This is a genomic window from Streptomyces longispororuber, assembly GCF_024448165.1.
GTDB lineage: Bacteria > Actinomycetota > Actinomycetes > Streptomycetales > Streptomycetaceae > Streptomyces > Streptomyces longispororuber_A.
Window position 1 is genome coordinate 17114 of record NZ_JAMOLN010000078.1, and the last position, 23078, is coordinate 40191.

22 protein-coding genes and 1 pseudogene are annotated in these 23078 nt (G+C 72.3%); 10 read left to right on the forward strand and 13 right to left on the reverse strand.

What is annotated here, in order from left to right; translation table 11 throughout:
- Nucleotides 1-2 precede the first annotated feature (2 nt).
- Genes M4J07_RS22105 through M4J07_RS22120 form a run of 4 tightly spaced genes read right to left on the reverse strand, consistent with a single transcriptional unit; the run spans nt 3 to nt 5225 of the window.
- Nucleotides 3-971 carry a UDP-glucuronic acid decarboxylase family protein gene (locus M4J07_RS22105; protein WP_255974571.1) on the reverse strand — a complete coding sequence of 323 codons (969 nt, stop codon included), beginning with the start codon at nt 969-971 and terminating at the stop codon, nt 3-5.
- Nucleotides 968-2296, reverse strand: a complete 1329-nt coding sequence (locus M4J07_RS22110; RefSeq protein WP_255974573.1) for a UDP-glucose dehydrogenase family protein — start codon at nt 2294-2296, stop codon at nt 968-970. The genes M4J07_RS22105 and M4J07_RS22110 overlap by 4 nt, the downstream gene beginning before the upstream one ends.
- Complete coding sequence (gene galE / locus M4J07_RS22115; RefSeq protein WP_255974575.1) at nt 2287-3375, reverse strand: UDP-glucose 4-epimerase GalE; 1089 nt, start codon at nt 3373-3375, stop codon at nt 2287-2289. Before galE ends, M4J07_RS22110 begins: the two co-directional genes overlap by 10 nt.
- Before the next feature lie 5 nt (nt 3376-3380).
- The gene (locus M4J07_RS22120; protein WP_255974577.1) at nt 3381-5225 is read right to left on the reverse strand and encodes a glycosyltransferase family 2 protein; all 1845 of its coding nucleotides are present in this window, start codon (nt 5223-5225) and stop codon (nt 3381-3383) included.
- 135 nt (nt 5226-5360) lie between these two features.
- On the opposite strand from M4J07_RS22120, the gene M4J07_RS22125 reads away from it, so the two are divergent.
- The 3 genes from M4J07_RS22125 to M4J07_RS22135 all read left to right on the forward strand — a co-directional run bounded on the left by M4J07_RS22125 (nt 5361) and on the right by M4J07_RS22135 (nt 8517).
- The gene (locus M4J07_RS22125) at nt 5361-6092 is read left to right on the forward strand and encodes a TetR/AcrR family transcriptional regulator (RefSeq protein WP_255974579.1); all 732 of its coding nucleotides are present in this window, start codon (nt 5361-5363) and stop codon (nt 6090-6092) included.
- Between the two features lie 34 nt (nt 6093-6126).
- A complete protein-coding gene (locus M4J07_RS22130) occupies nt 6127-6765 on the forward strand; it encodes a TetR/AcrR family transcriptional regulator (protein WP_255974581.1) in 639 nt (212 codons plus the stop codon).
- A gap of 138 nt (nt 6766-6903) precedes the next feature.
- Nucleotides 6904-8517 (forward strand): MDR family MFS transporter, encoded by a 1614-nt coding sequence (locus M4J07_RS22135; RefSeq protein WP_255974583.1) that lies wholly within the window; start codon nt 6904-6906, stop codon nt 8515-8517.
- Between the two features lie 69 nt (nt 8518-8586).
- Here M4J07_RS22135 and M4J07_RS22140 read toward each other — a convergent pair whose 3' ends face one another.
- Both M4J07_RS22140 and M4J07_RS22145 read right to left on the reverse strand, forming a co-directional pair.
- Nucleotides 8587-9054, reverse strand: coding sequence for a pyridoxamine 5'-phosphate oxidase family protein (locus M4J07_RS22140; RefSeq protein ID WP_255974585.1), 468 nt, complete (start codon nt 9052-9054; stop codon nt 8587-8589).
- Nucleotides 9051-9599, reverse strand: coding sequence for a GNAT family N-acetyltransferase (locus M4J07_RS22145; protein WP_255974587.1), 549 nt, complete (start codon nt 9597-9599; stop codon nt 9051-9053). The genes M4J07_RS22140 and M4J07_RS22145 overlap by 4 nt, the downstream gene beginning before the upstream one ends.
- A 47-nt stretch (nt 9600-9646) precedes the next feature.
- Here M4J07_RS22145 and M4J07_RS22150 point away from each other — a divergent pair, with 47 nt between their 5' ends.
- On the forward strand, nt 9647-10303 hold the full coding sequence (locus tag M4J07_RS22150; protein ID WP_255974589.1) for a maleylpyruvate isomerase N-terminal domain-containing protein: 657 nt from the start codon (nt 9647-9649) through the stop codon (nt 10301-10303).
- A gap of 11 nt (nt 10304-10314) precedes the next feature.
- On the opposite strand, the pseudogene M4J07_RS22155 reads toward M4J07_RS22150, so the two are convergent.
- Both M4J07_RS22155 and M4J07_RS22160 read right to left on the reverse strand, forming a co-directional pair.
- A pseudogene (locus tag M4J07_RS22155) lies at nt 10315-11412 on the reverse strand (pectate lyase family protein); the annotation flags it as partial.
- Between the two features lie 115 nt (nt 11413-11527).
- Nucleotides 11528-12814: an ROK family transcriptional regulator gene (locus M4J07_RS22160; protein ID WP_255974591.1), complete on the reverse strand. Its 1287-nt coding sequence runs from the start codon at nt 12812-12814 to the stop codon at nt 11528-11530.
- Nucleotides 12815-13020: 206 nt separating this feature from the next.
- Here M4J07_RS22160 and M4J07_RS22165 point away from each other — a divergent pair, with 206 nt between their 5' ends.
- The 4 genes from M4J07_RS22165 to M4J07_RS22180 are packed head-to-tail and all read left to right on the forward strand — an operon-like array spanning nt 13021 to nt 17639.
- Nucleotides 13021-14337 carry an ABC transporter substrate-binding protein gene (locus M4J07_RS22165; RefSeq protein ID WP_255974593.1) on the forward strand — a complete coding sequence of 439 codons (1317 nt, stop codon included), beginning with the start codon at nt 13021-13023 and terminating at the stop codon, nt 14335-14337.
- A gap of 14 nt (nt 14338-14351) precedes the next feature.
- Complete coding sequence (locus M4J07_RS22170) at nt 14352-15359, forward strand: carbohydrate ABC transporter permease (protein ID WP_255974595.1); 1008 nt, start codon at nt 14352-14354, stop codon at nt 15357-15359.
- On the forward strand, nt 15352-16224 hold the full coding sequence (locus tag M4J07_RS22175) for a carbohydrate ABC transporter permease (RefSeq protein ID WP_255974597.1): 873 nt from the start codon (nt 15352-15354) through the stop codon (nt 16222-16224). The genes M4J07_RS22170 and M4J07_RS22175 overlap by 8 nt, the downstream gene beginning before the upstream one ends.
- A 41-nt stretch (nt 16225-16265) precedes the next feature.
- Nucleotides 16266-17639 carry a GH1 family beta-glucosidase gene (locus M4J07_RS22180; protein WP_255974599.1) on the forward strand — a complete coding sequence of 458 codons (1374 nt, stop codon included), beginning with the start codon at nt 16266-16268 and terminating at the stop codon, nt 17637-17639.
- A gap of 140 nt (nt 17640-17779) precedes the next feature.
- Here the strand turns inward: M4J07_RS22180 and M4J07_RS22185 are convergent, their stop codons facing one another.
- Genes M4J07_RS22185 through M4J07_RS22195 form a run of 3 tightly spaced genes read right to left on the reverse strand, consistent with a single transcriptional unit; the run spans nt 17780 to nt 20288 of the window.
- A complete protein-coding gene (locus M4J07_RS22185) occupies nt 17780-18052 on the reverse strand; it encodes a metal-sensitive transcriptional regulator (RefSeq protein ID WP_255974601.1) in 273 nt (90 codons plus the stop codon).
- Nucleotides 18049-18618, reverse strand: a complete 570-nt coding sequence (locus M4J07_RS22190) for a rhodanese-like domain-containing protein (RefSeq protein ID WP_255974603.1) — start codon at nt 18616-18618, stop codon at nt 18049-18051. Before M4J07_RS22190 ends, M4J07_RS22185 begins: the two co-directional genes overlap by 4 nt.
- 47 nt (nt 18619-18665) lie before the next feature.
- A complete protein-coding gene (locus M4J07_RS22195; RefSeq protein WP_255974605.1) occupies nt 18666-20288 on the reverse strand; it encodes an FAD-dependent oxidoreductase in 1623 nt (540 codons plus the stop codon).
- Between the two features lie 229 nt (nt 20289-20517).
- Here M4J07_RS22195 and M4J07_RS22200 point away from each other — a divergent pair, with 229 nt between their 5' ends.
- Nucleotides 20518-21480 (forward strand): SDR family oxidoreductase, encoded by a 963-nt coding sequence (locus M4J07_RS22200; protein WP_255974607.1) that lies wholly within the window; start codon nt 20518-20520, stop codon nt 21478-21480.
- A gap of 94 nt (nt 21481-21574) precedes the next feature.
- Here the strand turns inward: M4J07_RS22200 and M4J07_RS22205 are convergent, their stop codons facing one another.
- The gene (locus M4J07_RS22205; protein WP_308284761.1) at nt 21575-21820 is read right to left on the reverse strand and encodes a hypothetical protein; all 246 of its coding nucleotides are present in this window, start codon (nt 21818-21820) and stop codon (nt 21575-21577) included.
- Between the two features lie 42 nt (nt 21821-21862).
- Nucleotides 21863-22675, reverse strand: coding sequence for an alpha/beta fold hydrolase (locus M4J07_RS22210; protein ID WP_255974609.1), 813 nt, complete (start codon nt 22673-22675; stop codon nt 21863-21865).
- Nucleotides 22676-22769: 94 nt separating this feature from the next.
- Between M4J07_RS22210 and M4J07_RS22215 the strand changes: the two genes are divergently transcribed.
- A partial coding sequence (locus M4J07_RS22215; RefSeq protein ID WP_255974616.1) for a helix-turn-helix domain-containing protein occupies nt 22770-23078 on the forward strand: 309 nt, incomplete at its 3' end.

Genomic DNA, 23078 nt, shown 5'->3' on the forward strand with positions numbered 1-23078 from the left:
CCTCACACCTTCACGGGTTCCCGCGCCCGCACCTCACGGGCGCGGGAGCGGGCCCGGGACCAGGCCACGGTGCGGCGCAGTCCGTCTTCGAGAGGGATCGACGGCGCCCAGCCGAGTTCGGTGCGGGCCAGGTCGATGACGGGGCGGCGCCGGGTCGGATCGTCGACCGGCAGCGGCCGGTGCTCGACCGCCGACGACGAACCGGTCACCTGCAGGACGAGGTCGGCCAGCTCCCGGACGGTGAACTCGGCCGGATTGCCCAGGTTCACCGGTCCCGCGGCGCAGCTGTCGAGCATCGCCGTCAGACCGCGCACGAGGTCGTCGACGTAGCAGAAGCTGCGGGTCTGGCCGCCGTCGCCGAAGATGGTCAGCGGCCGTCCGGTGAGCGCCTGGCGCAGGAACGTCGAGACGACGCGGCCGTCGTGCGGGCGCATCCGCGGACCGTAGGTGTTGAAGATCCGCACGATGCCGGTGTTCGCGCCGAGCGAGCGCCGGTACGCCATGGTGAGTGCCTCGGCGTACCGCTTGGCCTCGTCGTACACGCTGCGCGGACCGACCGGGTTCACATGGCCCCAGTAGTCCTCCGGCTGCGGGTGCACCTCGGGGTCGCCGTACGCCTCGCTCGTCGACGCCAGCAGGAGGCGCGCGTCGTGGTGGAGCGCGAGGCGCAGCGCGTTGTCCGTGCCGCGGCTGCCGACGGCCAGGGTCTCCAGCGGGAGCCGGTGGTAGTCGGGCGGCGAGGCGGGGCTCGCCAGATGGGCGACCGCGTGCACCGGTCCCGGCACCTCGAACGGCTCGGTCACGTCGCACGACACCAGCCGGAACCGCGGCTCGGGCAGCAGATGCGTCACGTTCGCCGGGGTGCCCGTGGAGAAGTTGTCCAGGCACCAGACCGTGTCGCCGCGGTACAGCAGTGCCTCGCACAGATGGGAGCCGAGGAACCCGCCGCCTCCCGTGACCACCACTCTCATGACGCACCTCCCACGGTGCTCAGCGGGCGGCCCAGCGCCCGGAAGGCCCAGCCGGCCGCACCCCACGCCCGCGGGTCGAGACTGTTGCGGGCGTCGAGGATCAGCGGGGTGCGGACGACACCGGCCAGGGCGGCGGGATCGATCGCGCGGTACTCGGGCCACTGCGTCAGGTGCAGCACCAGATCCGCGCCCTCGCACGCCTTCGGGACGTCCAGGGTGTACGTGAGGTCCGGGCACGCCGCGCGGGCGTTGTCCAGGGCCTGCGGGTCGTGGACGCGGACGGCCGCGCCCTCCGCCTGCACGGCGGTCGCCACGGCGAGCGCCGGCGAGTCCCGCACGTCGTCGCTGCCGGGCTTGAACGCGGCGCCCAGGACGCCCACCTGGCGCCCGGCGAAGGTGCCGCCGAGCAGACGGCGGGCGTACTCGACGGTGCGCCGCCGCTGCCGGGTGTTGATCCGGTCGACCTCGTGCAGGAAGGCCACGGCCTGCCCGGCGCCCAGCTCCTCGGCGCGGGCCGCGAACGCCCGGATGTCCTTGGGGAAGCAACTCCCCCCGAACCCGAGCCCGGGATCGAGGAACCGCGGGCCGATGCGCGGGTCGGCGCCCATCGCCCGCGCCAGGACCGTGACGTCGGCGCCCGCGGCGTCGCAGACCTCCGCCATCGCGTTGACGAAGGAGATCTTGGTGGCGAGGAACGCGTTCGACGCGACCTTCACCAGCTCCGCCGTCGCCGGGTCGGTGCTGAACACCGGGATCCCGGCGCGCCGCATCGGCCAGTACACGGCCCGCAGCAGCGCGTCCGCCCGGTCCGACGACACTCCGAGCACCAGGCGCTCAGGACGCATCGTGTCGTGCACCGCGGAGCCCTCGCGCAGGAACTCCGGGTTCCACGCGACCTCCGTCCCCGGTGCGAGCTCGTCGAGCCGACCGGCGAGCCGGGCGGCCGTGCCGACCGGCACCGTCGACTTGCCGACGACCAGGGCGCCGGGCCGCAGATGCGGTCCGATGCCCTCGACGACGGAGTCCACGTACCGCAGGTCGGCGCCCGCGCCGTCCGGGCGCTGGGGCGTGCCGACACAGATGAAGTGGAGGTTCGCGAAGGCGGCCGCCTCGGCGAGCGACGTCGTGAACCGCAGCCGTCCCGCCGAGACCCCGCTCGCCAGCAAGGCGTCGAGGCCCTGCTCGTGCAGCGGGGCACGGCCCGCCGCCAGGGCCGCGACCCGCTCGGCGTCGATGTCCACGCCGAGCACCTCGTGCCCGATGTCGGCCATGCACGCCGCGTGCACCGTGCCGACGTATCCCGTGCCGATGACCGTCATCCGCATGGTCCTGCTCCTTCGTCGTGCTGGCCCGGCCGCCGGGGCGTGCCCTGGTAGCCGTGCGGGTTGAGCTGCTGGAAACGCCAGGCGTCCCGGCACATGTCGGCCAGGTCCCGGACGGGACGCCAGCCCCAGGCGCGCGCCACCGCGCCCGCGTCCGCGACAAGTTCGGCCACGTCGCCCGCGCGACGGCCGGTGATCTCGTACGGAAGGGTCAGGCCGCTCGCCCGTTCGAAGGCGGCGACCACGTCGAGCACCGAACTGCCGTGTCCCCGGCCGAGGTTGAAGACCTTCATGCCGGGGCCGTCGGCGAGCCGGTCGAGGGCCACCCGGTGCGCTTCCACGGTGTCCATGACGTGCAGGTAGTCGCGGATCGCGGTGCCGTCCGGCGTCGGGTAGTCGGAGCCGAACACCCGCAGCCGCGGTCTGCGGCCCACGGCGACCTGGGAGACGTAGGGGAAGAGGTTGTCCGGTGTGCCGTGCGGGTCCTCGCCGAGCAGGCCGCTGGGGTGCGCGCCAGCGGGGTTGAAGTAGCGCAGGCACAGCACGCTCCAGCGCCGGTCGGCGTGGCACAGGTCGGCGAGGACCGTCTCGCAGACCGACTTCGACGCGGCGTACGGGTTGGTCGGGCGGTGCGGGGTCGCCTCGTCGAGGGGCCCCTCGCCCGCGTCGCCGTACACCGAGCACGAGGAGGAGAACACGAGCCTGCGGACGCCGTGTTCGTCCATGACGTGCAGCAGGGCGGTGGTGCCGCCGATGTTCGTGTCGTAGTACGCGGCGGGCATCCGGGTCGACTCGCCCACGGCCTTGTGCGCGGCGAAGTGCACGACGGCGTCCACTGGGTGACGGTCGAAGACGGCCGAGAGGGCGCGTCGATCACGGATGTCCAGCTCGTACACGGCGCCGACGAACCGGCCGGCGATCCGCTCCACCCGCGAGAACACCCGCGGGCAGCTGTTGGAGTAGTCGTCGACCACGATCACCTCGTAGCCGTGGTCGAGGAGTTCGACGCAGGCGTGGCTGCCGATGAAACCGGCGCCGCCCGTGACGAGGACGGTCGAGGGGGAACCGCTGCGTCCGGCCATCTCGCTCACCAGCCCAGGACGGCGGCCGCGTAGGCCGGGTAGAGGACGACGGCCGTGGCGACGGCGAGCGCCGCCGGGACGGTCGCCGCGAGGGAGCCGCGCGCCGTGCCGAGCGCCGCGGAGAACGGCACTCCGGCGGACCGGGCCGCCTCGCGGACGTGCAGCAGCGGCAGCGCGAGCGCGACCAGGGTGTAGGTGGCGCCCGCGACCAGGCACAGGAACACGTAGCCGGCCGCGGGGCTGGTCAGTTCGCCGGCCACGGCGACCGCGGCGAGCGTGCCGCCGAGCACGGCGAACGGCACGGTGAGCCGGGCCGGCAGCGGCCGTGGCCCCGTCACCTGCTTCGGTGTGACCTTGAACGTGACCTGTCCAGGACGCACCCGCTGGCGCAGCGCCCCGATCAGACCCGCGATGACGAACGGCCAGCGGGCCAGCGCGAACAGCCAGACCTCCCAGCTCACCAGGGGGGCGCGGCGCGGCCGCAGCAGCCCGCGCCGGCGCAGCAGCGCCAGCGTCAGGAGCAGCCACACGGGCAGCGTCCAGAAGTGCAGCAGGAAGGCGAAGTAGTCGACGTTCATCCAGGGCAGACCGGTGACGACGGCCACCGGAGGAAGGATCAGGCCCGCCACGATCATCAGGCCGAGCAGCGGGTAGTAGGCCAGCGCGTACGCGAAGCGCAGCCGCAGCACCGCCGGCAGGCGGCCCAGATGGCGGGGGAGCAGCCCCAGCAGCATCGTCGTCAGGCTCCGCGACCACTGGTACTCCTGCGTCACCAGGTCGGCGAAGGTGAGCGGTCCGTCGCCGTGCGCCTCCGCGTCGATGGCGAACGCCCCGTGCCAGCCTGCCGAGTTGAGCAGGTAGGTCGTCGAGAAGTCCTCGGCGAGCTCGGGGCCGAGGCCGCCGATGTCGCCCAGGGCGCGGGTGCGCACCGCGTAGTGCGAGCCGATGCACATCGGGGCGAGCCCGTCGCTGTGACCGAGCTGCACCGCCCCGTGCCACACGGCCTCGCGGTGCAGCCGGCCGCGCGCCGACCACGAGGCGGCCCCGTTCGCGTCACAGATGCTGGGCGCCGCCACGTACCCGATGGCGGGGTCGGCGAACGGGCGGACCATCTCGGTGAGATAGCCGCGCGCGGGCACGTGGTCGCAGTCCAGCTGGGCGACCACCGCGTACTCGGCGTAGCCCCAGTGGTCGTAGAAGTAGGCGAGGTTGCCCTCCTTGCAGCGCGTGCGGCGCGGCCAGGCCGGGCGGTGGTATGCGCCCACGCCCTGCCGCGACGACAGTCGCACCCCGTGCGCGTGGCACCACTCGACGATGCCCCGCGTGGGCGCCTCGTCGCACAGCCATACGTCGTAACGGTGCGGGAAGTCCTGGGCGAGCATCGCGGTGAGAGTGCGGCGCGCCGCGGGCCACGGCTCCGAGGGCGCCCGGGTCACGACGAAGGCGACCGGCAGCGAGGGGACCGCCAGCGCCGGGTCGACCCGGCGCAGGCGCAGGGCCGTGGCGAAGAAGTAGGCCGGCAGGCCGGTCAGGTACAGCAGCAGCACGCTGTTCACGATCAGGCCGGGCCAGCCGGCCCGATGCTCGGGGCGCAGCCACCACGCCCAGAACCAGACCAGGCTCACCGCCCAGCCGACCGCGATCAGGCCGAGGGCCACGCGGTCGCGGCGGGGGAGCGCGGGCACGAACGTGGTCTTGCGCACCCGCCGCACCCGGCACGGCCGCCCGAACACCGGGCCCTCGGCGGCCACCCGGACGACGTTGCCCCCGGAGATGCGGGCGAGATGGGCGGCCACCTCGCGCACGTCCGTCGCCTGGGGATCCACCGGAACCGGCTCGCGGTGCGTCATGGCCGCACGCTCCTGCGCTGTACGCTAACGCCGTATGTTTACGACGTATATGTACGACTTTGCGCCTATGGTGGTCCTGAGTCAAGAGGCAGTTTCCGAGGCCGCAGGAGACTCCGGAGCCGAGAGGGGCGCGTGATGCCGAAGAAGCCGTCGGGGGCGGCGGACGGTGCGGCGCCCGCGCGCCGCGCCTCCGACCGGGGCCGCTACGGGCGGCTCAGCCGTGAGCGGGTGCTCACCGCCGCCCTGGAGATCGTCGACCGGGACGGCCTGTCGGCCCTCAGCATGCGCGGCCTCGGGGCCGAACTCGGCGTCGAGGCCATGGCGTTGTACCGGTACGCCGACGGCAAGGACGCCCTGCTCGACGGGCTCGTCGAGGCGTTCTTCGAAGAGCTGGAGACCGCCCTCGACGCGGGCTCCGCGCGCCGGGAATGGCGCCCGGAGCTCGACCGGATCGCCTGCGCCGCGTACCAGGTCGGACTGCGGCACCCGCACGTGGTGCCGCTGTTGGCGACCCGGCTGCTGTCCACCCCGCTGGCCCGCCGGCCCGCCGCCGTGCTCCGTGCCGACGAGCGGATCATCGCACTGCTGCTCGACGCGGGGCTGAGGGACCGTCAGGCGGTGCGGCTGCACCGGGCGTTCACCGCCTGGCTGCTCGGCTGGCTCATCGTCGAACTGCGCGCCATGGACGACGACCCGGACGAGCCTGACCCCGCCTTCCGGCTCGGGCTGCACCGGCTGCCCGCCCGCGAGCTGCCCCGGCTGCGGGAGACCGCACCCCTGATGGCCGAGCGCGGCGGCGAGGGCGAGCTGAGCGCCGGGCTCGACGCCCTCCTGCGTGCGCTCGGACCGTCCGCCGGGGTGCAGTGACCGCAAGTTTGCACGGTGTGCAAGAATCTCGGCCGTGACCCACTCCGACCAGCAGCAGAGCGCCCCCGCCGAGGGGCTGCGCGCACGCAGGCGCCGCGAGACGCGCGCCGAACTGCACGCGACGACGCTGCGCCTCGCGCGCGACCTCGGCTTCGCGCGCGTCACGGTCGAGATGATCGGCAAGGAGGCCGGGGTCTCGCCCCGCACCTTCTTCAACTACTTCCCCAGCAAGGAAGCCGCCCTCTTCGCCCTGCCCGGTTCCCTGCCCGCCGCCCTGGCCGAGCGCTTCGCCCAGGGGGCGGGCACGGACACCGACGCGGTGCTGCGCGACCTCGGCGACGTGCTCGCCGACCATCTCCAGGAGGCCGCCCCCAGCCCCCAGGAGCTGGAGGACATCCTGCGCATCGCCGAAGGCGTGCCGTCCGTGCTCGCCACCTTCCTCGCCCAGTGCGAGGCGGTCGAGCGGGAGCTGGCCGGCACCCTCGCGCGGCGCACCGGGACCCCCGCCGACGGCGCGGCGGCGGAGCTGCTCGCAGGCATCGCCATGGCGACCGTGCGCAGTGGGCTGAAGCGCTGGTCGCAGCAGTCCGACCACCGCGACGGCCCCGCCGACTGCATCCGCGACTCCTTCGGCGCGCTGCGCACCCTGCTCGGGCAGGCCCCCGTGAAGTAGGCGCCCGCCGTGTGACCGGACCCCCTCGCGGTCACCCACGCACCTCTCCCCACCCCGAACCACCCGTACGCGGCGACCGCTCTCCCCTGCCGCAGGGCCCTCAGCACCATCCGCACACCATCAACGGAGTACCCCGCAATGACGCACGCCCCCGCATCCGAGGGCATCGACACCGGCGCCGGCCCGGCCGCCGACGAGAGCATCGCCAAACCCGCCAACTTCGGCCTGATCTTCGCCGCGCTGATGCTGACCATGCTGCTCGGCGCGCTCGACCAGACCATCGTGTCCACCGCCCTGCCGACCATCGTCGGCGAGCTCAACGGCATCGAGCACATGGCGTGGATCACCACCGCGTACATCCTCGCCGCCACCATCGGCATGCCGGTCTACGGCAGGCTCGGCGACCTCATGGGCCGCAAGAACATCTTCCTCGCGGGCATAGCCCTGTTCCTGGTGGGTTCCGTGGTCTGCGGCATCGCCCAGAACATGGGCACGCTCATCGCGGGCCGCGCCCTCCAGGGCCTCGGCGGCGGTGGCCTCATGATCACCTCGCAGGCGATCATCGCCGACCTGGTGCCGCCGCGCGAGCGCGCCAAGTACATGGCCCCGATGGGCGCCGTGTTCGGTCTGTCGTCCGTCGTCGGACCGCTGCTCGGTGGCTGGTTCACCGACGAGCACTCCTGGCGCTGGGCGTTCTGGGTCAACCTGCCCCTCGGCGTGCTCGCCTTCTTCGTCGCCGTCGTCGCGATCAAGCTGCCGCGCAAGGCCGTCCAGGTCACCCTCGACTACCTCGGCACCGCGCTGATGGCGGCCGCCGTCACCTGCACCGTGCTGTTCGCCAGCTGGGGCGGCACGCAGTACGAGTGGTCCGACCCGCTGGTCATCGGCCTCGGCATCGGCGCGGTCGTCGCCTGGGTGCTGTTCTTCGTCGCGGAGAAGCGCGCCGCGGAGCCGGTCATCCCGCTGCACCTGTTCCGCAGCCCGATCTTCAACGTCGCCACCCTCATCGGCATGATCGTGATCGGCCTCGGCATGTTCGCGATCGTCGGCTACATGCCCACGTACCTGCAGATGGTCTACGGCAAGTCGGCCACGGAGTCCGGACTGCTGCTGATCCCGATGGTCGTCGGCATCATGGGCACCGCCCTGCCGTCCGGCGCGATCATGTCCAGGACGGGCCGCTACAAGATCTATCCGATCGTCGGCACCGCGATCATCATGCTCGTCGCCTACCTGATGTCGACGCTCGACGTGTCCGACCCGGTCTGGCTGGTCTGCCTGTACGTCGGTCTCGCCGGCGCCGGCGTGGGCCTGATGATGCAGACGCTCGTCCTCGCCGTGCAGAACGACTTCCCGGGCTCGGAGGTCGGCACCGCCACCTCCGCGAACAACTTCTTCCGGGAGATCGGCGCGACCCTCGGCACCGCCGTCGTCGGCGCCGTGTTCGCCAGCCGCCTCACCGACAAGCTCGCCACGAGCATCCCGGCCGAGGCCGCCGCGAAGGTCGGCGACAGCGACTCGCTGACCCCCGCGCTGGTCCGTGCGCTCCCCACGGAGCTGCGGGAGACGGTCGTCAACTCGTACCAGGAAGCACTCGTCCCGATCTTCCTGTACCTGCTGCCCGTCTTCGCGGTCGGCCTGGTCCTCGCCTTCGTCCTGAAGGAGAAGCCGCTCGCCGACAACGCCGACTGGCACGCGCAGAACGCGGGCCCCGACGCCGTGACCGACAAGGAGCCGGAGCCGGCCGTCTGACCCGGGTCCCCGCGTCCCTCTCGTCCGTGCCCCCGCCGCGCAGCACTGCGCGGCGGGGGCACGCGCACGTCACCCCTCGACCAGCCACTTCCCGTCCCGCATCAGGTCCCGGCCGGTGAGCTCGTTCGCCTCGCGCCAGGCCTGGATCCGGACCGGCCTGACCGCGAAGTACACGTACGCGCCGCGCGTGGCCCGCGGATCGAAGCCGGTGCGCTTCGCGAACGCGTCGCCCAACTCGGCGGAGATCCCGGCCTCCGGCACCGCGTCGCACGCGCCGATCACGTGCACGACGTCCCGGGTCCGCCCGATGCCCAGGTGGACCGTGCCGCCGGCGAGCAGATTGCGGGCCAGCGGGTTGGTTTCCCGCGTGGAGATCCACACGACGCCGTCCCGCCACAGGAACGACAGCGGCATCATGTACGGCGCCCCGCCCTCCGGCCCGGCCGTCGCGACCCAGGCGTCCACCTCCCCGGCGAGCCGGTCGAGCGTGTCCTGCTTGCGCTGCTCGGCCGTTCTGGCGGGCGCGGTCTCGGTCATGGGGTCTCCTCGGAGTCCGGATCGGCTGCGGCGGGCGGTGCCGCGTAACACCGTACGTCGACCAACTCGCCCGGCCCCCACTCCTGTTGCCCGGGTCCCAGGAACTCCCAGCCGAGCCGTTCGTAGAGGGCGATCGCGGCGGTGTCGGTCGCGACGACGTCGAGCACCGCCCGCACACCGAGCCGCCGGGCCTCGCGCGCGGCCCGCCCCAGCAGGAGCGCGCCCACCCCGCGGCCCCGGGCGGCCGGGCCCACGAACAGCCGGCCCACCATCGCGACCCCGGTGCCCGGCGCGACGAGGGCGGGTGCCACGTCGCCCGCGCCCGTCCCGGCCAGCACGACGTGCCCCACGACCCGCTCGTCCGCCAGCGCGACCCAGGCCGCCGTCCGGCCGCGCACGGTCAGCCAACCGGCCGGATCGGCAGGCCAGTTGACGGGATAGCCGTCCTTGTCGTGCACCTCGCGGAGCGTGCGCACACAGTCCGCCAGGTCGTCGTCCCGCCGCGCCCTGACGTACGGGGCGGGCTGCTCACCACTGTGTTCCATCGCGGCATGCAACCACATCGCCCACCGGCGGCGGGTACCGTGCCGACGTGGATCACTTCTCAACGTCATGGGCGGCGCTGCGCGCGGCCGTCGCCGGCCTCCCGGACGAGGCGTTCGGTCAGCCGTCCGGCTGCACCGGCTGGCTCGTGCGGGACCTGGTGTGCCATCTGGTGATCGACGCGCAGGACGTCCTGATCACCCTCGTCACCCCGGCCGCCGGGGAGCCGACCGTCGACGCCGCGACGTACTGGCACGTCGGGGACGAGGCGCCGACCGGGGACGACCCGCTCGACGCGCTGACCGTCCGGCTCGCCGCCGCCTACCAGGACCCGGCCCTGCTCACCTTCCACCTCGACGACGTCGGCTCCGCCGCGGGCCGTGCCGCCGCACTCGCCGACCCCGCGGCGCGGGTGAGCACCCAGGACCAGGTCCTGACCGTGGCCGACTACCTCACCGCGTACGTCCTGGAATGGACGCTGCACCACCTCGACCTGACCGCCCGCCTGCCGGACGTGCCGGGACCGCCCGCGGAGGGGCTGGCGCGGTCCCGGGCACTCCTGGAGACGATCGCGGGCGCCCCGTTCCCCGCGTCGTTCGGGGACCGGGACGCCCTGCTCGTCGGCACGGGACGCCGGACGCCGACCGACGAGGAGACGGCCGAGCTCGGTGAACTGGCCGCGCGGCTCCCGCTGTTCCTCGGCTGAACCAGGGGTCAGCAGCTGCCGTCGGAGACCTTCAGCCCCTTGTTGGCGCCCGCCGTCCTGCTCACGATGGCGGGCACACAGGTCGCCGTGTCGAGCTGGTAGGAGTAGGGGATCGACACGGTGGTGGTGGACTTCGGGTCGGGGCCCGCCGGGTTGTTCTCGTCGCCGGGCTCCGACCATGTCACGTTGTCGAAGACGTTCCCGCTGACCTGCCAGTATCCGGCGGCATCGGTGTAGAACGTGCCGAGCACGTCCTTGGAGTTCTTGAAGTAGTTGTTGTCCACCTTGGCCTTCGCACCGGCCCGCGAGTTGATGCCGGACTCGTTCAGGCTCACGTACGAGTTGTTGTAGATGTGGGCCGTGCCGCCGCGCAGCAGGGGAGCGCGCGAGTCGATGTTCTCGTACAGGTTGTGGTGGTAGGTGACGAAGCCGTTCGTGAGGTCGGTCTCGCTGGAGCCGATCAGGCCGCCGCGGCCGGAGTTGCGCAGCGTGCTGTAGGACAGCGTCACGTACTGGGTGTTGTTCTTCATGTCGAAGAGTCCGTCGTAGCCCTCGGACTCGCCGCCCGACGCCAGCAGGCTGACGTGGTCGACCCAGACGTTGCGGACGTTCTTCTCCATGCCGATGGCGTCGCCGCCGTTGGAGGTGGGCGAGCCGGACTTCTTGACGTTCTGGACCGTCACGTTCTGGATGATGATGTTGCTCGACTCGCGGATGTGGATGCCCAGTTGGTCGAAGACGGCGCCGTTGCCGACGCCGACGATCGTGACGTTGCTGATCTCCTTGAGCTCGATCACCCCGTCGGCCGTGTTGCAGCTGTCGCCGGACACCTTGGCGGTGTTGCCGTGGTTGATGGTGCCCTCGACCTGGATGGTGATCGGGGTGTCGCTCGCGGCGCGGCCGCACAGCGCCTGGTGGATCTGGGTGCCGGTGGTGGCCTTCACGGTCGTGCCGCCCGCGCCGCCCGTCGTCCCGCCGTTCTGGCTCGCGTATCCGGTGGCGGTCTCGGCCGCGACGGCCTCGTCCGTCGACAGGGCCAGCGTGATCCCTCCGGCGAGGGCGGTCGCGGCCAGCGCGGCGGAGATGCGCAGCGCTACGGGTCGTCTCATCGTGGTCTCCCCAACTCGTCGTCGGGCAACGGGTGTTGCCGATTCATGTCCGGGTCGTCACGACGCGACGAAAGGTTGCCGGGGGTAACCGGATCGGTGGATGCCGGTGCGGCGGTCAGTTCCGCCGCGCCACCAACGCCCGCCGCCACCCGGCCAGTTCCTGCGCACGGGCGGGCTCGGCCCGCCGGCCGCCGCGCGCGAAGAACGCCGCCAGCGGGAGCGTCGCCGCGCCCACCGTCACCGCGTCGGGGCCGAGCCGCCCCATCGCGACGCCGACCCGCCCCACCGGATAGTCGAGCGCGTACGCCCCGACGTGCCGTCGCACGGCGTCCAGGAACCGTGGGCCGAGGCGCAGTCCGGCCCAGCCGCCGATCAGGATCCGCTCCGGCTGGAAGAGGTTGACCAGGTCGGAGAGCCCGGCCCCCAGGTACTCGGCGGTCTCGTCCAGGACGGCGGCGGCCCGGGCCCGCTCGTGCGGGGCGGCCCGGTCCCCGTACGCCGCGTCGAGCAGTTCGGTCAGCGCGCCCTCCTCGTCGCCGCTCGGCTCCCCGCCCGCCTCCCGCCACCGCTCGACCAGGGCCTGCGCCCCCGCGTACGCCTCCAGGCAGCCGAGCGCCCCGCAGCGGCACCGCCGCCCGCGCACCCGTACGGTCAGATGTCCCCACTCGACGGCCCGCCCCTGGGCGCCCTCCTCGGTGACCACGCACGCGCCGACGCCGGAGCCGAACAGCACGACCACGGCACTGGCCGCGCCGCGCCCCGCGCCGAACCACATCTCCGCCTGGCCGAGCGTCTTGGCCCCGTTGTCGATGAAGTAGGGCACCGTGTCGGGGAGTTGGGAGCGCTCCCGGAGCATGCGTTCGAGCGGTACCGCCCGCCAGCCGATCGTCTGGCCGTGCACCACGGCCCCGTGCTCCGGATCGCGGGCGACGATGCCGGGCACCCCGACGCCCGCGCCGAGCAGCCGCCCCGGATCCGCGCCGGCCGCCGCGAGCACCTCGGCGATGCCGTCGCGTATGTGGTCCACGACCACGTCCACCGCGTAGCCGTCGCGTGGCGTCAACGGCCTTTCCGCCCGGGCGAGTTCGGTGAGGACCAGGTCGAAGAGCTCGACGCGGACCAGGTTCTCGCCGACGTCCACGCCGATGAGCAGCCCGCTGTCCGGCGCGATCCGCAGCAGGGTGCGCGGGCGGCCCCCGTCGGACTCGACGCTGCCGGCCTCCTCGACCAGTCCCTCGGCGACCAGCTCCGCCATCACATTACTGACGGAACCTGAACTCAACCCGGTGGCCGGACCCAGCTCGTACCGACTCAGCGGCCCATCGAAATACAACTGTTGCAAGAGGGCTGCCCGGTTCTCCCGCCGCAGGTCGTGCACCGTACGCCCGTTCCGACCGGCCATGTTCTCCCTCTCCTCGCACCGACAAAGCCTCAACCACACGCCACACGCCGCAAGATACCCCTGTCGGAGCCCTTGACGCCCCGTTCCCTTGCGGCTTAACTCACAGCCTAAATTAAGCCCTGAGGGCGTTCACTACTTGAACTCGCCATGCGAGCACGGCGTAGGGACGCGGTCGGGGTTCCTCCGGATAAGGGACACCTGGAGCCATGAGCAGAATCCGAGCCGCAGCCGTCGGTGCCGCCACCCTCACGCTCGCCCTCACCGCGACCGCCTGCGGCGGTGGCTCGTCCTCGGGCGGCGGGTCCAACGACTCCCCGAAGACGCTCACGTACTGGGCGTCGAACCAGGGCGCCAGCATCGCGGTGGACAAGAAGGTCCTCCAGCCCGAGCTCGACAAGTTCGAGAAGCAGACCGGGATCAAGGTCAAGCTCGAAGTCATCCCGTGGTCGGACCTGCTCAACCGGATCCTCACCGCGACCACGTCGGGCCAGGGCCCCGACGTCCTCAACATCGGCAACACCTGGAGCGCCTCGCTCCAGGCGAGCGGCGCCCTGCTGCCGTGGGACGCGAAGAACTTCGACAAGATCGGCGGCAAGGACCGGTTCGTCGAGTCGGCGATCGGCTCGGCCGGCGCCCAGGGCAAGGACCCGGCCGCGGTCCCGCTGTACTCGATGTCGTACGCGCTCTACTACAACAAGAAGATGTTCAAGGACGCCGGGATATCCAAGCCCCCGACGACCTGGGACGAGGTCGTCGCCGACGGCAAGAAGATCTCCAAGAACGGCAAGTGGGGCCTCGCCGCCGAGGGCTCGAACCTGTCCAACAACATCCACCAGATCTTCGTCCTCGCCAAGCAGCACGGCGCCGACTGGTTCACCGCCGACGGCAAGCCCGACTTCACCTCCGACGGCGCGGTCGCGGCCGTGAAGCAGTACGTCGACCTGATGGCCAAGGACAAGATCATCGCGCCCGGCAACGCCGAGTACGCGCAGAACCAGTCCCTGAGCGACTTCTCCAAGAACAAGACCGCGATGGTGCTGTGGCAGGCCGCCGCGTCCACCTTCAAGTCGCAGGGCATGAAGGACGACGAGTGGGGCGTCGTGCCCGCACCCGTCCAGTCCGGCGCCCCCGGCCAGGGCCAGAACGTCAACTCCATGGTCGCCGGCATCAACATCGCCGTCTTCAAGAACACCAAGAACCTCGACGGCGCCACGAAGTTCGTCAAGTTCATGACGAGCGACGAGGAGTCCAAGCTCCTCAACAAGACCTACGGCTCGATCCCGCCGGTCAAGGCCGCGCAGGAGGACCCGGCGTTCAACGCCCAGTCCACCGGCGTCCTCAAGGAGACCCTCGCCAAGAGCGCGGCCCCGCTGCCGCAGGTCGCCGACGAGTCGCAGTTCGAGACCGCCGTCGGCACGGCCGTGAAGGAACTCTTCGCCGACGCCGCCGCGGGCAAGCCGGTCACCACCGAGTCCGTGAAGGCCGCGCTGACCAAGGCGCAGCAGTCGATGCCGACGAAGTGAGTGCGGAGACCGACATGACCACGACCGCCACGTCCCCCGCCGAGGCGGGGGAGGGGCGGGCTGTCGGCAAGAAGACCCCCGGGGCGGCGCGCGGCAAGAGCCGCCGCCCCGGGCGGATCCGCCGGATCGGCCTGCCGTACCTGCTGTTGCTGCCCGCGCTCGTCCTCGAACTGCTCGTCCATCTCATCCCGATGGTCATGGGCATCGTGATGAGCTTTCGTGAGCTCACCCAGTTCTACATCCGCGACTGGGGCTCCGCCCCCTGGTCCGGCTTCGACAACTTCAAGATCGCCGTCGACTTCGACGCGCCCGTCGGCCAGGCCCTGCTCCACTCCTTCTTCGTCACCGTCCTGTTCACGGTCCTGTCCGTCGGACTGTGCTGGGCGATCGGCACCGCGGCCGCGATCTACATGCAGGAGACGTTCAAGGGCCGTGGCATCCTGCGCGCCCTGTTCCTGATCCCGTACGCGCTGCCCGTCTACGCCGCCGTGATCACCTGGGTGTTCATGTTCCAGCACGACAACGGTCTGGTGAACCACGTCCTGCACGACCAGCTCGGCGTCACCGACAAGCCCTCGTTCTGGCTCATCGGCGACAACAGCTTCTACGCGCTGCTCACCGTGTCCGTGTGGAAGGGCTGGCCGTTCGCCTTCCTCATCGTGATGGCCGGCCTGCAGAACATCCCCAAGGAGATGTACGAGGCCGCAGCCCTCGACGGGGCCGGCCTGTGGCAGCAGCTGCGCCGCATCACGCTGCCGTCGCTGCGCCCCGTCAACCAGGTCCTCGTGCTCGTCCTGTTCCTGTGGACGTTCAACGACTTCAACACGCCGTACGTGATGTTCGGCAAGGCGGCGCCCAAGGCGGCTGACCTCATCTCGGTCCACATCTACCAGTCGTCGTTCGTCACCTGGAACTTCGGCACCGGCTCCGCCATGTCCGTCCTGCTCCTGCTGTTCCTGCTCGTCGTGACGGGCGTGTACCTGGCGCTCACCTCACGGGGAAGGAAGACCGCCGATGTCTGACACCACTGTGCGGCACCGGTCGCCGATGGCGGCGCCCCGCTCCTTCGTGTGGTCCCGCCGGATCTTCCTGACGCTGCTCGCCGGCTTCGTGCTGCTGCCCGTGTTCGTCATGGTGTCCAGCTCGCTCAAGCCGCTCCAGGACGTCCAGGGCGAGTTCCGGTGGATCCCCAGCGGACTCACCATCCGCCCCTACGTCGACATCTGGTCGACCGTCCCGCTCGCCAAGTACTTCACGAACTCGGTGATCGTGGCGGGCGCCGCGACGGTCTGCTCGGTGATCATCGCCGTGTTCGCCGCGTACGCGGTCAGCCGCTACCGCTTCCGCGGCAAGCGCGTCTTCACGGTGACCGTCCTGTCGACGCAGATGCTGCCCGGCATCCTCTTCCTGCTGCCGCTGTTCCTCATCTACGTCAACATCGGCAACGCCACCGGGATCGCCCTGTTCGGCTCGCGCGGCGGACTGATCCTCACCTACATGACGTTCACGCTGCCGTTCTCGATCTGGATGCTGATCGGCTACTTCGAGTCCGTGCCGCGCGACCTCGACGAGGCGGCCCTCGTCGACGGCTGCGGCCCGCTCGGCGCCCTGTTCCGGATCATCGTGCCGGCCGCGATCCCCGGCATCGTCGCGGTCGCCGTCTACTCGTTCATGACCGCCTGGGGAGAAGTGCTCTTCGCCTCCGTCATGACGAACGAGACGACCCGCACGCTCTCGGTCGGCCTCGGCGCCTACGCCAACCTCAACGACGTGTACTGGAACCAGATCATGGCCGCCTCGCTGGTGGTCAGCGTGCCCGTCGTGGCCGGCTTCCTGCTGCTGCAGCGCTACCTCGTCACCGGCCTGACCGCCGGTGCCGTCAAGTGACCGACTCCCGTACCCCCGTACGGTCCTCCGAAAGGAACCCTGTGTCCGACCCCCACTCCTCCGTGGATCTTTCCGCCTTCCCGCACGACTTCCTGTGGGGCACGGCCACCTCCGCGTACCAGATCGAGGGAGCCGTCGCCGAGGACGGCCGCTCGCCCTCGATCTGGGACACCTTCTCGCACACCCCGGGGAAGATCGACAACGACGACCACGGAGACGTCGCCTGCGACCACTACCACCGGTGGCGCGACGACATCGCGCTGATGAAGCAACTGGGCACGAACGCCTACCGGTTGTCCGTCGCCTGGCCGCGCATCGTGCCCGGCGGCGACGGACCCGTGAACCCCAAGGGCCTGGACTTCTACGACCAGGTGATCGACGCGCTGCTCGCCGAGGGCATCACCCCGTCCGTCACCCTCTACCACTGGGACCTGCCGCAGGTGCTCCAGGACCGGGGCGGCTGGCCCGAGCGGGAGACCGCCGAGCACTTCGCCGCCTACGCGGCCGTGGTCGCCGAGCGCCTCGGCGACCGCGTGAAGCACTGGACGCCGCTCAACGAACCGCTCTGCTCCGCGTGGATCGGCCACCTCGAAGGGCGCATGGCACCCGGCTGGACCGATCTGACCGCCGCCGTCCGCGCCTCCTACCACCTGCTCCTCGGACACGGCCTCGCCACCCAGGCGATCCGCGCCGCGGTGCCGGGCGCCGAGGTCGGCATCGTCAACAACCTCGCGCAGATCGCCCCCGCCACCGACCGTCCCGAGGACGTCGCCGCCGCCCACCGCATGGACGGCCACGCCAACCGCTGGTGGCTCGACCCGGTGCACGGCCGCGGCTTCCCGGCCGACATGATCGACGTGTACGGCGTCGAACTCCCCGAGCGGGCAGGGGACTTGGCGACCATCGCCGAGCCGCTGGACTGGCTGGGCCTGAACTACTACTTCCCGTCGGCCGTCGCCGACCACCCGGCGGGCCCCGCCCCGTACGCCGACGCCGTGCGCCGCCTCGGCGTGCCGCGCACCGGCATGGACTGGGAGGTCGACGCCGACGGCATCGAATCGCTGCTGCTGCGCCTCACCCACGAGTACGGCGCCCGCAAGCTGTACGTCACGGAGAACGGCTCCGCCTACCCGGACGTCGTCCGCCCCGACGGCACCGTCGACGACCCGGAGCGCGAGGAGTACCTGGTGAACCACCTCGCGGCGTGCGCCCGCGCGGCCCGCAAGGGAGCGCCGCTCGCCGGGTACTTCGCGTGGTCGCTGCTCGACAACTTCGAGTGGGCGTACGGCTACGACAAGCGGTTCGGCCTCGTCCACGTCGACTACGCGACGCAGGCCCGCACCATCAAGGGCAGCGGACACCGGTACGCGGACATCGTGCGCCGCCACGGCTCACGGGTCCGGCGCGCCGCCTGAGAACCCCGGCTCGGCGGGGCGGCCCGGAAGTGGCCTCGCCGAGCCGGTCCAGGACGTGACCCGCCCGGTCCGGGGCGAGGTGGTGCTCGTGCGGGCCGCCGCCGCACCGGACCGGAGGGGGACCGGTGCGGCGGCGGGGCTCATGCCAGCGACAGGAACAGCTTCTCCAGCTCTTCCTCGCTGAGCGGCGGCTGCTCGCCGTCCGCCGCGTTCATGCAGTCCCGCATGCCGGATGCGATGATCTTGAAGCCGGCCCGGTCCAACGCCCGGGAGACAGCGGCGAGTTGCGTGACCACGTCCTTGCAGTCGCGGCCCGCCTCGATCATCGCGATGACCCCGGCCAGCTGGCCCTGGGCGCGCCGCAGCCGCTTGAGGACCGCGTCCATCGCCTCCGGGTTGTCGGGGCCCTTCATGCGCGCAGGGCGGCGCGGGCCGCGTCCAGGGCGCCGGGCTCGGGCCGGTTGAACGGGAGCTTGCCGAGCATGGCGGCCATCCCGCAGGTGTTGCTCAGGCCGGAGTAGACGAGGCCCGAGGCGATGCCGGCGGCGAGCAGGCGGCCCTTCGGGGCGCGCCGGCCGAGGGCGAGCCCGGCCAGGACGAGCGAGCCGGCGGCGAACCGCACCTGGCGGTCCATCGCCCACACGCCGCGGCCCGCGCGCTCGACCGTGTCGACCGGCCGTCCGTCGGCGGTCCAGGCCTGCGTGCCACCCGCGAGACCGACGGCCTCGACGCCCGCGTCGGCGAGCTTCGCGCAGGCCGCGGCGGAGCGTGAGCCGGCCGCGCAGACCACGACGATGCGGCGGCGCTCGGCCGCGTCCCGCAGGTCGGGCAGCAGCTCGTCCAGGTGCTCGGCCGGCACGTTCACCGCGCCGGGGACGTGACCGGACGCGAACTCGCCGGGGGCGCGTACGTCGAGGACGAGCGTGCTGTCCGTGGGGCGGGCGTGCAGTTCGGTGGGGGTGAGGGTGGTGGTGCTCATGCTTCTCCCGGGTGAGGTGGTGTGCGGGACGGACGGGGGTGTGGGGGTCATGCGGCCTGACCTGCGGACCACGTGGCGAAGCCACCGTCGAGGTTCGCGGCGTCGCGGCCGAGTCCGGCGAGCAGCCGCAGGGCGGTGTGGCCGCGCAGCCCGACCTGGCAGTGGACGACGAGGTCGCCGTCGGGCAGCTCGGCGGCGCGCTCGCGCAGCTCGTCGAGCGGGATGTTCAGTGCGCCGGGGATGGCGCCGCGGCCGTGCTCGGCGGCCGTGCGGACGTCGACGACGGTGGCGCCCGCATCGCGCACCGCGGCCAGCTCGTGCCACTGGACCGTGCGGTCGGTGCCGGTGGCGAGGTTCTCGGCGATCATCCCCGCCATGTTGACCGGGTCCTTCGCCGAGCCGTACGGCGGGGCGTACGCCAGCTCCAGATCGGCCAGGTCGGGCGCGGTGAGACCGCCCGCGATGGCGGTCGCGACGACGTCGATCCGCTTGTCCACGCCGTCGGAGCCGACCGCCTGCGCCCCGAGGATCCGCAGGTCGGACGGGTCGAACAGGACCTTGAGCGCGATCGGCGACGCGCCCGGGTAGTAGCCCGCGTGCGAACCGGGATGCAGGTGCAGGGCCTGGTACGGGCGGCCGGCGGCGCGCAGCCGCTTCTCGTTCCACCCGGTCGCGGCGGCGGTCAGGCCGAAGACCTGCACGACGGCGGTGGCCGTGGCGGGCCGGGCCTTGACCGGCCGTCCGGCGATGGCGTCGGCGACGAGCCGGCCGTGCCGGTTCGCCAGGTTCGCCAGCGGTACCAGGGTGCTCTCGCCGGTGAGGCCGTCGCGCTTCTCGGCCGCGTCGCCCACGGCGAAGATCTCCGGGTCGCTGGTGCGGCCCGTCTCGTCCACGGCGATGCCGCCGCGCGGGCCGACCGTGAGACCGGCGGCGCGGGCGAGCTCCACGTCGGGGCGCACGCCGATCGCCATGAGGACCAGGTCGGCGGCCACGGTGCGGCCGTCGTCGAGGAGGACGTCGTGCTCGCGCACCTCCTTGAGCTGGGTGCCGAGCGCGAGATCGACACCGCCCGCGCGCAGCTCGGCGGCGAGCGGCGCGGCCATCTCCGGGTCGAGGGGCGGCAGCACCTGGTCGGCGAGCTCCACCAGGGTCACGTCCAGGCCGCGGTGGCGCAGGTTCTCCGCCGCCTCGACGCCGATGAAGCCGGCGCCGACGACCACGGCCGTGCGCGCCCCGGCGGTCAGCTCGGCGGCGACCCGGTCGGTGTCGGAGACGTCCCGCAGGGTGAAGGCCCGCTCCACGCCCGGCAGCTGCGGCACGAAGGGCCGCGCTCCGGGGCTGAGCACCAGTCGGTCGAACGACTCCGTGTACTCCTCGCCGGTCACCAGGTCCCGCACCCGCACGGTCCGGGCGGCGCGGTCCACGGCGACGGCCTCGTGCCGGACCCGGACGTCGATCCGGAACCGGGCGTGCAGGGCCTCCGGGGTCTGTACGAGCAGCGCGTCCCGGTCCTCGATGACGCCGCCCAGGAAGTACGGCAGGCCGCAGTTCGCATAGCTGACGTGGGCGCCGCGCTCCAGCACGACGATCTCCGCCTGCTCGTCCAGACGGCGCAGCCGCGTGGCCGCGGACATTCCGCCCGCCACTCCTCCGACGACGACAACCTTCACGACAACCTCCTGCGACCCTCGCCACTCTATACCCCCAAGGGTATCAAAAATACCCGTGGGGGTATGTCTGGGAGTGGTCGCGCACCTCGGACGCGCATCCGTCCGGGAAGTCGGACAGGAGATGTCGGGATTCGACGCGATGCTCGACGACGTTGCAGGACGCCGCTCCAGGGCGTCCACGAGGCCGACCGCAGGGCATGGGAGACACCGCATGACACAGGAATCCCGGATGGCACGAGACCCCCGGACGACACCGGAACCCCGGGACGACCGCACCGCCGAGGCGCCGCTGCGCGAGAAGGTCGCCCTCGTCGCGGGCGCCACCCGGGGCGCGGGCCGCGGCATCGCCGTGGAGCTGGGCGCGGCGGGCGCCACCGTCTACGTCACCGGCCGCACCACCCGGAGCAGGCGCTCCGAGTACGACCGGGCCGAGACCATCGAGGACACCGCGGACCTGGTCACCGCGGCGGGCGGCCGGGGCATCGCCGTGCCCACCGACCACCTGGAGCAGGACCAGGTCAAGGCGCTCGTCGACCGCATCGCCGCGGAACAGGACGGGCTCGACGTGCTCGTCAACGACATCTGGGGCGGCGAGCACCTCTTCGGCTGGGACCAGCCCGTCTGGGAGCACGACCTCGACAAGGGGCTCAGGCTGCACCGCCTGGCCGTCGAGACGCACGCCATCACCAGCCACTTCGCGCTGCCGCTGCTGCTCCGCGGGCCGGGCGGCCTGCACGTCGAGGTGACGGACGGCACCGCCGACTACAACGGCGTGAACTACCGCAACTCCTTCTTCTACGACCTGGCCAAGAACTCCGTGCTGCGGATGGCCTTCTCCCTCGGCCACGAGCTCGGCCCGCGCGGCGCCACGGCCGTCGCCCTCACCCCGGGCTGGATGCGGTCGGAGATCATGCTCGACGCGTTCGGGGTCACCGAGGAGAACTGGCGGGACGCGCTCACGGACCAGCCGCACTTCGCCATCTCCGAGACCCCGCACTACGTCGGGCGGGCCGTCGCCGCGCTCGCCGCGGACCCGGACGTCGCCCGGTTCAACGGGACGTCGCAGTCCAGCGGCGGACTCGCTCAGGTCTACGGCTTCACGGACCTCGACGGCAGCAGGCCCGACGCCTGGCGCTACCTCGTGGAGGTCCAGGACACCGGGAAGCCCGCCGACGTCACCGGCTACCGCTGAGACGTCCGGTCACCCGGAGGACTCGGCCGGCGCAGGGGGCGCGGGGGACCCAGAGGTCCGCACAGGACCCAGAGGTCCGCAGGGGACCTGGAGATCACAGGGTCAGACCCTCGTCAGGGTCGTCGGCCCGCGCGGGCCAGACCGCGGTGCCGCCACCGCGCCACTCGACGACGTCCGGGTCGTCGAGCGGCGCGTCGTCGAGCCCCGCGCGCCGCAGGAACTCCACGACGTCCGCCACCGAGGTGGCCAGCCCCGCGTCCTCGCCCCGGATGTAGACCCGGCGCCCGCCGGGCTGGGCCGCGTGCACGACGACCGAGGGGTATCCGTCCAGTCCGTCCATGCCCCTCAGCTTCGCCGGATCCGGGGAGCGCCGCACGCGGAGTCATCCGGCGGCGGCCTCCCCGGCGCCCTCCCCGAGGGTCAGCCGCTCGCCCTCGTCCGCCGCGGCCCGCAGCAGCACGCCGGCCACCTCGCGCGGCGCCGACAGCATCGGCCAATGGCCCGTGGCCAGCTCGAAGTACCCCACGGTGGGCCGTGCGAGGGGCGCGAACCGGGGATCGCCCGTCGCCACGAGCGACGCGATCGTGGCGATGCCGGGACCCCCGCCGAGCGTGCAGAAGACGCCCGTCGTCGGCAGTTCGGGGTCGAGCGGCGCCGCCATGCGCAGCGGCTGCGTCAGCACCGCAAGCGGCATGGGCGCCGCATGCCCGGCGAGCCGCTCGCGCGCGTCCGCGTCCAGATCCCGCAGGTCGCCCCAGACGCGGGCCTCCGACAGCGGGGGCGGCGGCACGCGCACCCCGTCGCCCTCCGCCGCCGCCCGCTCGAGGAGGTAGCCGCGCACCTCGTCCGTGACCAGGTCCATGCAGCTGTCCCCGTCACCGGGCAGCCCCGCGTCGAGATACACCAGGCGCACGATCCGCTCCGGCCTGCGGGAGGCCGCGCCCAGCGCCGGATGGATGCCGTAACAGTGCCCGACCAGGACCACGTCGTGCTCCGGTACGTGGTCGACGAGCTGGACCAGGTCCTCCACGTGGGTGTCGAGACCGGTCGTCGGCCGGGCGAGATGGCGCCGGTCGCCGAGGCCTGTCAGCGTCGCCGGGTACACCTGGTGCCCGTCGCCGCGCAGCGCCGCGGCCACGTCCCGCCAGATCCAGCCCGCCGTGTACCCCCCGGACACCAGCACGAATGCCGTCATGGTGCGTCGACCCCTTCTCCTGAGACGCGTCGTGGACGGACGTACCGTAGGAACTCCCCCGGAGGGAGGTTCAACCGTGGCGCCGGAGCACGAGATGGGCATCGGGGAACTCGCCGAGCGGGCCGGTACGAGCGTGAAGACCGTCCGCTTCTACGCCGACCGCGGCCTGCTGCCCCAGTTGCCGCGCACCACCGGCGGCCACCGTCGGTTCGGCGCCGAGGCGCTCCAACAGCTGCGCACGATCAGGGCGTTGCGCACCCTCGACGTACCGGTGCCCGACATCGAGCGCGCGCTGCGCGGCGACTCCGCCCTGCGGGACGCCGTCGCCCGCCACCTCGTCGGCGTACGGGACGAACTCGCCGTGCTGCGCTGGCGCGAGAACGCGCTGCGGCTCGTCGAGGAG

Coding starts and splice junctions, on each gene's coding strand:
- M4J07_RS22120 (WP_255974577.1), bottom strand. CDS start 5,225: ATGACGCACCGCGAGCCGGTTCCGGTGGATCCCCAGGCGACGGACGTG.
- M4J07_RS22200 (WP_255974607.1), top strand. CDS start 20,518: ATGGCACGAGACCCCCGGACGACACCGGAACCCCGGGACGACCGCACC.
- M4J07_RS22185 (WP_255974601.1), bottom strand. CDS start 18,052: ATGAAGGGCCCCGACAACCCGGAGGCGATGGACGCGGTCCTCAAGCGG.
- M4J07_RS22170 (WP_255974595.1), top strand. CDS start 14,352: ATGACCACGACCGCCACGTCCCCCGCCGAGGCGGGGGAGGGGCGGGCT.
- M4J07_RS22210 (WP_255974609.1), bottom strand. CDS start 22,675: ATGACGGCATTCGTGCTGGTGTCCGGGGGGTACACGGCGGGCTGGATC.
- M4J07_RS22125 (WP_255974579.1), top strand. CDS start 5,361: ATGCCGAAGAAGCCGTCGGGGGCGGCGGACGGTGCGGCGCCCGCGCGC.
- M4J07_RS22135 (WP_255974583.1), top strand. CDS start 6,904: ATGACGCACGCCCCCGCATCCGAGGGCATCGACACCGGCGCCGGCCCG.
- M4J07_RS22145 (WP_255974587.1), bottom strand. CDS start 9,599: ATGGAACACAGTGGTGAGCAGCCCGCCCCGTACGTCAGGGCGCGGCGG.
- M4J07_RS22160 (WP_255974591.1), bottom strand. CDS start 12,814: ATGGCCGGTCGGAACGGGCGTACGGTGCACGACCTGCGGCGGGAGAAC.
- M4J07_RS22165 (WP_255974593.1), top strand. CDS start 13,021: ATGAGCAGAATCCGAGCCGCAGCCGTCGGTGCCGCCACCCTCACGCTC.
- M4J07_RS22110 (WP_255974573.1), bottom strand. CDS start 2,296: ATGCGGATGACGGTCATCGGCACGGGATACGTCGGCACGGTGCACGCG.
- M4J07_RS22190 (WP_255974603.1), bottom strand. CDS start 18,618: ATGAGCACCACCACCCTCACCCCCACCGAACTGCACGCCCGCCCCACG.
- M4J07_RS22105 (WP_255974571.1), bottom strand. CDS start 971: ATGAGAGTGGTGGTCACGGGAGGCGGCGGGTTCCTCGGCTCCCATCTG.
- M4J07_RS22175 (WP_255974597.1), top strand. CDS start 15,352: ATGTCTGACACCACTGTGCGGCACCGGTCGCCGATGGCGGCGCCCCGC.
- M4J07_RS22205 (WP_308284761.1), bottom strand. CDS start 21,820: ATGGACGGACTGGACGGATACCCCTCGGTCGTCGTGCACGCGGCCCAG.
- galE (WP_255974575.1), bottom strand. CDS start 3,375: ATGGCCGGACGCAGCGGTTCCCCCTCGACCGTCCTCGTCACGGGCGGC.
- M4J07_RS22140 (WP_255974585.1), bottom strand. CDS start 9,054: ATGACCGAGACCGCGCCCGCCAGAACGGCCGAGCAGCGCAAGCAGGAC.